This window comes from bacterium (assembly GCA_029210965.1).
Lineage (GTDB): Bacteria > BMS3Abin14 > BMS3Abin14 > BMS3Abin14 > BMS3Abin14 > JALHUC01.
The window spans coordinates 42,167-50,394 of sequence record JARGFZ010000018.1; the positions used below are offsets into that span (position 1 = coordinate 42,167).

Sequence of the window (8,228 nt, forward strand, 5' to 3'; positions counted from 1 at the left end):
TTCAGATTCCAAATGATAAACAGGAGCAATTGCTCCCGGCTTTCTGTTCCTGTAAAAAACGTTTAAAAACTTTAACGCAGAGAGTTTCACCCAGGATTTAGCCTTCCTCTGCGTCCTTCGCGTCCTCTGCGTTAAAGCTTTTGATCTTCTCCTGCGTCCTGCGTTCTGCGTGCTAGGATGTAACCCCTACTTCCAGACTTCAAGTTCGAGGGAAGTAGGAGTTACCTCCTCTACAAACACCTTCAAACTTCCGAAGTCGATCCCCAGGATCTCGTCGGCAAACCCCTGGGAGGATGTGTAGACCTCAAAGATCTGTGATGTTGAGGTGGAGGTGAAAACAGGGTTCTCAAAACGGCCGATGTATTTGGAACTGTTTAAGAGGGAACCTAAAAACTCTTTCTGGTCCAGGCGGCTCATGTTCACGTAGGTAAAGGTGATTTTCAGCGGTTCAAAGAGGAAGCCGAAGGATTCCAGAGCACTTGACAGGTTGTCTATGGATACGCGGACCTGACGAGTCGTGTAATATGTTTTGTCGATGAGCATCTCCTGTTCTTCGATGGTCTCGAAGAATTCAGAGTAGTTCAAGAGGTTCAGCAGGTTGCTGGTAGGGTCCTTCGTATCGAAGGGATCCCGGGACAGGTGGATCCCGTTGGGGCTTATACATCCTTTCATCGGATCTTGTGAATGGAGTTTGATCCCGAGCATCCGCAAGGACTCGGTGGCTGTCTGCCGGGTTGCGGTACGTCTTGCCAGGTCCCTCGTCCGCTCCAACTCCTGCTGGAGGCTGTCACTGCCGCTGAAACTTTTTCGCCAACCACTGCTGTCGAAAAAACCGCAAAGAGCCGCTTCGCCCTGAACGGTGATGAATTCACTTCTAACTTTCGGCTGCCCGGCAACCGTAGTTGTCTGCACATCCTCACCTTTGACGAGGGTTTCGACGCGGGCGAGAAGCTCCTGCTCTCCATCGGAATCGAAACCGTGGGAATATTCGTTTATCCGGCCCTTTTTGTCAATGAGGATCAGAGTGGGTAAGGTGGAGACACCAAAAATGTTGAATACCCTGGAGTCCTCGTCATAGAGGAGGGGGTATGTTATCTTCCCACGAAACTTCTCGAGCCTCTCTATGAAGCGGCGGATTCTATCCATGGGAACCTGGATGTCTTCATTGACAGCCATGATAATGAGACCCTCACCCTCATACTTGTCTTCAAGCTTCTGAAGTGAGAGCATCTCGTCAACGCATGAATCGCAATAGATGGACCAGAAGCTCAGAACGATGGGAGACTTCCCGAGGTACTGCTCTACGTCCACCTGTTGGCCCAGGATGTCGGGGAGGGAAAAGACGGGGGTTGCAGTCCCGGTAGAGAGAAGTTTGGAAGAGGGTTCGCTGGTCGCGTTCTGCCCCTCGGCATGCAGCGGGAGAAGGCAAATGACAGCCAGGAAAGAGTACATCAAAAATTTCTTATACATAATCATGTCCTTTTCTGCGGGTTGACGGTTAATAAGTTGCAACAGGATATTATACTTTGCCATGATATCACACGCCAAAAAACTGTTCCTATACACTTTAACAGCTCTCACTGTCCTTACAGCATCCTTTGCCAACGGTCAGGATGGCAGGTTCGTCAGGGAAACGGTCCTTCGTGTCATAGATGGGGACACCGTTGAGATCTCTGGTGGTGATCGAGTAAGGCTTCTGGGGATCGATGCTCCCGAAAAGGGCGAGCCCATATCCGCTCTCGCAACGGATAGGCTCAAAGAATTAACTGCATCCGGGGTTGTGACCCTTGAGGTGTGTGAGGACCGTGATATTTATGGCCGAATCCTTGCCACGGTCAGGGTGGACAGTTCCAACATTAACCGTATCATGTTGACGGAAGGCATGGCTCTTCCCGTGCTGATCCCTCCGTGTGGTCGTCCTGTGGCAGGGGATGTTCTCAAGGCTGCTGTCCAGGGCGCTCTGTCGGGGAAGGGAATATATTCCCTCAAAGAATACGTGATCGTTCCACACGGTGAGGCCGGTGAGCACATTGGCGAAAATTCCGTTGTAAGGGGGAAGATCCTGAATCTGCACAGGGGGAAAAATGCCCTGCAGCTTAACTTCGGTGTGGACTGGAAGACAGATTTTACAGCTGTTCTTTTCAGAGAAGGACAGCAGAGGTTCAGGGATCTGGGCATTGATCCGGCCGATCTCGTCGGGTTTGAAGTGCTGGTCATCGGGAAGATGAAACGATATAACGGTCCCGAGATAATAATTCGAGGTCCGGATCAGATACTTCCGCTGGATGGAATTACGGTCCAGGATCCAGGATCCAGGATCCAACATTGACAGGGTCGCAAAAAGTCCGTAATCGGCTTTTTGCTCCTCGGAAAGGGAAAAGCGTGGTTTTCCCTTTCCTCACAAATCAATGACTTACGGTGCGAGTCCTTGATTTGGGCGCCCCGCGCGGGACGCGTTGATGACTTTTTGCGAAGTCATCAACATTACAACATGAAAAACTGATATATGAAAATTCAGAGCCAGACAGGTTGATGTATTTGGAGAAAGCTTTGAAAAAATTCATAACCCTGTTCATACTTCTGTTCCTCGTAGTAGCCGGTGTGTATTTGCTGGGGGTCTTTTCTGAATCGCCCATAGACAGTGTGTTCAGGATAGACAGTCTGGTCAGGCGCGGCCAGGCTGCAGGGCCCGGACAAGAGCTGAACGCAGCGGGCATCGTTGAACTTGACTCCGGAGATCTGAAAGGGGCAGTTACAGCACTGCGTGAGGCGAGCCGGATGGAGCCGGAAAACCCGGTTATCACACGGAACCTGAGTATTGCTCTGGCACGGATGGCCAACGACCTGCCTGATGATGAGCAGACCGCCATCAGTCTGCTGGAAGAAGCTCTTGAACTGTGGCCAAAAAACCCCGAGGGCCTGGATGGTCTATCAACCATCCATTTTAAGGCAACCAGGTATAAGGCTGCTCTCGAGTCGGCCATGATACTACAGGAAATGATGCCGGACCGTGCAGACCTTGGGGAGTACGTCAGGCACCTTCAGGGAAAAGTCGCTGACGAACAGGGTATGGCCACCGAAAAAGGAGACCACTTTCGACTCCTTTACAGTAACGAGAAGGGGTTGGAGTACAGCGGGGAGCTTCTGGCATTACTACAAACCCAGCTGGACTCCTTGACGGCGGCTCTGGGTGTCTTTCCGGAGAAACCCATAGATGTGTTGCTGCTTACCGACGACCTCGGGACCAGGGCCGCCCCCCTTGACCCATCACTCGAAGGACTTTATAACGGCCAGATACGACTTTATCTAGGTGACGGTATCTTTGACACCCCGAAACTCATACTCACTGTGCGGCACGAGATGGTACACGCTCTTCTTCACCAGGGGGCTGGAAACCTTCCAGGGTGGGTCCAGGAGGGGTTGGCCCAGAAAGCAGGAGAGGAGCCGGATGAGGACCAAATTGTGGCCGCCAGAAGGTATATCGCCAATAAGATCAGGGATGGGTACAGTGTGGATCTCTCAAAGATGGGAATCAGCTTTATCAATTTGGACAACGAATCACGCACAATAGCCTATGCAACCAGTCTGCTTTTCATGGATTACCTTTCCCTGAATTATGGCAGCGGTTTTATTCCCAGGTTCGTCTCCGAGTTGGTCTCCGAGGCGTCCCCTCGCGATGCACTCAGGACACTGACGGGCTTAACTTTCGCCCAGCTGCAGGTATCCTTTTCCGAGGACCTGGAAAAGGAGTACAGATAATGTCTTATGTTGCCATCGTTGGAAGGCCAAACGTCGGAAAATCAACCCTGTTTAACCGGATCCTGGGAAAACGTCAGGCCATCGTGGAGGATATAGATGGGGTCACAAGGGATCGAAACTACGGTGCTGCCAGTTGGCTGGGTCGTGACTTCACTCTGGTGGATACGGGAGGACTGGATCCCCTGGTGGAAGAGGGACTTTTCACACTGACGCGGGAACAGGCCATGGTGGCCATCGAGGAGGCCGATATGATCCTTTTCGTGGTGGACACCCGTTCAGGCATAGCTCCCGCGGACGATGAAGTGGCGAAGATACTGAGGCGCACCGATAAGCCGGTCCTCCTTGTGGCCAATAAATCCGAAGGTAAGGGAGGAGAGCTGGAGGCCGCTGACTTCTACAGGCTTGGGCTGGGTGAGGTCTACCCTGTCTCGGCCCTTCACGGGTCCGGCGTGGCGGATCTTCTTGACGAAATTATCTTCAAGCTTCCGGAAAAGGAGCCTGTAACAGAGGTTGAGCACGATATGCGTGTGGCAGTGATCGGAAAGCCCAATACCGGCAAATCAACTCTGGTCAACAGGGTTCTGGGTTATGAACGGGTCCTTGTATCAGACATTCCCGGGACCACTGCCGACACGGTGGACAGTCTTGTGGAAAGGAACGGTAAGCGTTACCTGCTGGTGGACACCGCTGGAGTCCGGAGGAAAGCCAGGGTCACCGGGGCGATCGAACACTTCTCGGTTCTGCGGACGCTAAACGCAGTGGAGCGCTGCCACGTGTGTCTCCTCCTCGTGGACAGCTCGGAAGGGCTGGTGGACCAGGACCTGCGCATTGCCGGTCTTGTGAATGAGGCTGGCCGAGGTCTGGTGGTTTGCCTTAACAAATGGGACCTGGTGGAAAAGGACCACAGGACCTTCGACGAAACGGTGAAGGATATCAGGGAAAAACTGTTTTTTTACCCCGGTGTTCCGGTCATCTCTATCTCCGGCCTCACCGGCCTGAGGGTCGAAAAGGTTTTTGAAGTCGTGGATCAAGTCTACCAGGATGCCAGGAAGGAACTTACTACAAGACAGGTGAACGACACCCTGGAAAAAGCGATCGAGGGGCACCAGCCGCACCTGGTGCGTGGCCAGCGCCTCAAGTTCTACTACGCCACTCAAGTGGGCACCAACCCTCCGCGCTTCGTGATCTTTACCAACCGTCCGAAGGACATTAAAGACCATTATACCCGGTACATCGAGAGGGTCTTCAGGGAGGAACACGGTTTCGCGGGATCCCCTGTCAGGCTCATTTTTAAACGGGGTAGGGAGGATAGGCATAAATAATAATGAAGGAAGAAGGAGGAAGGAGGAAGGATGGAGGATGGAGCTATGCCTGTGTCCTGTTCTCTTCCTCCTTCCTCCCTCCTCCTTCACTATTCTGATTTTATGAAAGCCTACCTTGACATCGAAACCACCTTTGACAACACCATTTCCCTCGTGGGCGTTCACATCCCTGGGAGGGATATGGTACAGCTCATGGGGTCTCAGGTAACCGACGTGGCTATTGCCCTTGCCCTGGAGGGAGTAAACACCGTTGTGACCTTCAACGGCGCCAGCTTCGATCTTCCCTACATTCGACGTATAACAGGCCTGGATATCAAGGACATGGTTGAACACCGGGATCTGCTTCAGATCCGCCGCAAAAGAGGCCTCAGGGGAGGCCTGAAAAGGGTAGAGGTGCTCCTGGGCATAAGTCGTGGTTCCGGTATCACAGACGGACGCCTGGCGCCGCGCCTGTGGCAGCGCTGGGAGAACGACGGCGACAAGGAAGCGCTGAGGGTGCTGCTTCAGTACAATAAAGAAGATTGTGTGAATCTTGAGATCCTCGAATCCATCCTCGACAGTACAGAGGACCAGGGCGGAGGGCGAAGGGCGAAGGGCGGGTGAAGCAGGAGCCAGTACCCAGAAGCCAGGAGTCAGGAGAAGAGCTGTATCGGGGCAGAAGGACCTGTTCCTTTGTAACGAAACGGTGAAACCCTTCGACAGGCTCAGGGCAGGCGGTGAACCGGTGAAACGGGGATGGGGACAGGATCTTTTGCATGGGTGCTTGGGAGCACGGGTGCATGGAAGAAGCGCTTACGAAGAATATAAAAACCCTTTGTCATTGCGAGGAGCATCGTGGGAAACGAGAGCGACGCGGCAATCCCGAAGTTAAAGCTTTTCGCCGCTTTCACAAAAACAAAAAAATCGGAGCACCGCTCCGGTAACGCTATCCTCCTGCGTTCTGCGTGCTGCGTTCTGCGTGCTGCTCTTAAACTCCGAAGGTTTCCAGTTCCTTGAGCATCTCTTTGCCCAGCTCCCTCCACTCCGCCAGGCTCACGAACAGCGTCTCAAAGATCTGCTCCGATTCGCTGACGGTAAGAAGCAAAGCCCGGCTGCCATCCTGGTTAACCTTTGCTGTCTGGGTGAGACGGTAGCTTATCTCTGTCATACTTTCGGCCGATGCGGAGATAACGGTCGTTTTCTCTCTTTGCCGCTGAGCACCCTCCTTGAGTCTGGCAGCCATCTCGTTAAGGCTCACAGTCGTGTCGACAACGCTTCCGGCGGCATCAGCCTGCTTAACCGTTTCATCCCTGATAGCGATACTAATGTCCCGGGAGTGTCTGAAACTCTCATCAATGCGGTTCAGCACCTCCTCGGCCTTGCCTGTGTTTTCAACAGCCGATTTTACTGCTTCACTGATCAGATCCGTACCACCCATTACCGTTTCGATATCCCTTTCAAAATGGTCCATGGCCTGGCGTATGTCGCTGGTTGATTCTTCAACATCGCGGGACAGCTTACTGATCTCCTCGGCCACTACTGCGAAACTTCTTCCGTGGGCCCCGGCCTGGGCGGCAATGATGCTGGCGTTTAATGCCAGGAGGCGCGTCTGGTCCATGACCTCGTCGATGATCTTGATCGTTTCTTTTACAGTAACGGAACGGGTTTTAAGGTCATTCATGGTATGGGTAAAATCCACGGTGATCTTTTCCAGAGATCGTATGCCTTCCCTGGCATTGCTGAATACCTTTTTACCGGAGTCCACTTCCACTGCGGCCTGGTCGTCTGCTTTGGCCGACTCATTCGATTTCTCATTGATCTCAACGAGGATCTGCCGCATGTTACGCACGACGCCGGCGATCTCTTCCATGGAGGAGACCAGTTCGTCCATTCCCTCATTGACTTCCTTGCCCACATTGTCCAGCTCTTTGGCGGTGGCGGTACCATCGTCAGAAGAGGCCAGGATCTGCCCTCCGTCGGCCGCAAGGGAATCGGCGGCCTCACGCAACTGGGTGGTCGATTCGGCCAGCTTCTGGATCTGTCCTGAATAGCGGTCCCGTTTTTCCTGGATGGTGACGAATATCTGCTCCATAAGGTCATCCATACGGCGAATCCCGTGTATGAGCCTTATGTTGGAAATAGCCACTGAAATCTGGTCGGCCATAACCTTTATAATGGCAACCTCTTCATCGTTGATGTGAGTTTTCTTGAACTTGTTGTCAACGGCGAAAAGACCGATAGCCTCCTTCCCGTCATGAAAGGGGAGCAGCATAAAGGATGTGCTCCGTATCGCCTTGATCGAGTCATAGGGAGGTCTTAGACGTTGTTCCGGCTTCAGGTCAGAAGAGTTTTTGATCCTTATGGGTGTGTCATCCCTCAGGGCCTGCCAGATGATCCCGCCCTCATCGTTCATGGGTACACGTATGCTATCGAGGGGTTCATGAAGGTTGCCGCGCGTCTCGACGCATTCCAGCATACCGTTTTCCCGATTGGCCAGGAATATGTTCGCCCTGTCAAAACCCAGGGTTTCGTGTATCCCGTCAGCAACGATCCGAAAAACTTCATCTAAATCAGCAGATCGCTGAATGGAGGCGCTGACATTGGTGATCCCGTTCATTCTTCCCTGAAGGGTGAAGAGCCTTTGTTCAAACATTTCTTCTTTAGCCATGAACAGTTTATAGGTTTCCGACATCCTCTGCTGCTCATTTACAAGTTTTGTGTCCTTTCGTCCAATGAGGTATCCAAAGACCGCCATGACAGTGGAGGTGCCCAGAGCCATGTAAAGGGCTGTCAAAGTGTTGCGTGGATTCCCGAAGAAGAAACTTTTGATATAGAGAATAACGGAAGTTCCGTCCGGTCTTGAAATCAGAATGTCGAGTGCAAGCCAACCCAGAGGGGTGAAAAGGCCGAGCACCAATCCCGTCAGGGCGTAACGGAACGGCCGCTCATTTGCACTGGTGTGGTTGCCTGAAGATGAGGGTGTGGGTTTTATTTTCATAAAATTCGAGTCCGTTTAGCCACAGGTGGTCTTCTTTGCACAAAGGAGGAGAATATAACATTTGAATGGAGTCGACAAAGAAAATGTTGGGGTCTAGCAGCGTGTCGGGAAACCTGCGCACGCTGCTAGCTGGTTTGTCGGAAGACGCGCTTTTCCTGTTTCGTAATTTG

At 52.5% G+C, this 8,228-nt stretch carries 6 protein-coding genes; 4 read left to right on the forward strand and 2 right to left on the reverse strand.

All coding sequences use genetic code 11. The features are described from left to right. Positions 1-186: 186 nt before the first annotated feature. Positions 187-1,470 carry a TlpA disulfide reductase family protein gene (locus P1S59_08605; protein ID MDF1526312.1) on the reverse strand — a complete coding sequence of 428 codons (1,284 nt, stop codon included), beginning with the start codon at positions 1,468-1,470 and terminating at the stop codon, positions 187-189. Positions 1,471-1,531: 61 nt separating this feature from the next. Between P1S59_08605 and P1S59_08610 the strand changes: the two genes are divergently transcribed. From P1S59_08610 to P1S59_08625, 4 genes are all read left to right on the forward strand, one after another. Then, positions 1,532-2,329 carry a thermonuclease family protein gene (locus tag P1S59_08610; protein MDF1526313.1) on the forward strand — a complete coding sequence of 266 codons (798 nt, stop codon included), beginning with the start codon at positions 1,532-1,534 and terminating at the stop codon, positions 2,327-2,329. Positions 2,330-2,550: 221 nt separating this feature from the next. Next, entirely contained in the window at positions 2,551-3,759 is a 1,209-nt protein-coding gene (locus P1S59_08615) for a hypothetical protein (GenBank protein MDF1526314.1), read from the forward strand. Beyond that, a complete protein-coding gene (gene der / locus P1S59_08620) occupies positions 3,759-5,081 on the forward strand; it encodes a ribosome biogenesis GTPase Der (protein MDF1526315.1) in 1,323 nt (440 codons plus the stop codon). The genes P1S59_08615 and der overlap by 1 nt, the downstream gene beginning before the upstream one ends. Positions 5,082-5,111: 30 nt before the next feature. Further along, positions 5,112-5,684, forward strand: coding sequence for a ribonuclease H-like domain-containing protein (locus P1S59_08625; protein MDF1526316.1), 573 nt, complete (start codon positions 5,112-5,114; stop codon positions 5,682-5,684). Positions 5,685-6,048: 364 nt separating this feature from the next. Here P1S59_08625 and P1S59_08630 read toward each other — a convergent pair whose 3' ends face one another. Beyond that, the gene (locus P1S59_08630) at positions 6,049-8,058 is read right to left on the reverse strand and encodes a methyl-accepting chemotaxis protein (GenBank protein MDF1526317.1); all 2,010 of its coding nucleotides are present in this window, start codon (positions 8,056-8,058) and stop codon (positions 6,049-6,051) included. Between the last annotated feature and the right edge of the window lie 170 nt (positions 8,059-8,228).

What these genes read in the sequence shown, in the direction of transcription:
- P1S59_08605 (MDF1526312.1), bottom strand. Translation starts at nt 1,470, where the DNA reads ATGTATAAGAAATTTTTGATGTACTCTTTCCTGGCTGTCATTTGCCTT.
- P1S59_08610 (MDF1526313.1), top strand. Translation starts at nt 1,532, where the DNA reads ATGATATCACACGCCAAAAAACTGTTCCTATACACTTTAACAGCTCTC.
- der (MDF1526315.1), top strand. Translation starts at nt 3,759, where the DNA reads ATGTCTTATGTTGCCATCGTTGGAAGGCCAAACGTCGGAAAATCAACC.
- P1S59_08625 (MDF1526316.1), top strand. Translation starts at nt 5,112, where the DNA reads ATGGAGGATGGAGCTATGCCTGTGTCCTGTTCTCTTCCTCCTTCCTCC.
- P1S59_08630 (MDF1526317.1), bottom strand. Translation starts at nt 8,058, where the DNA reads ATGAAAATAAAACCCACACCCTCATCTTCAGGCAACCACACCAGTGCA.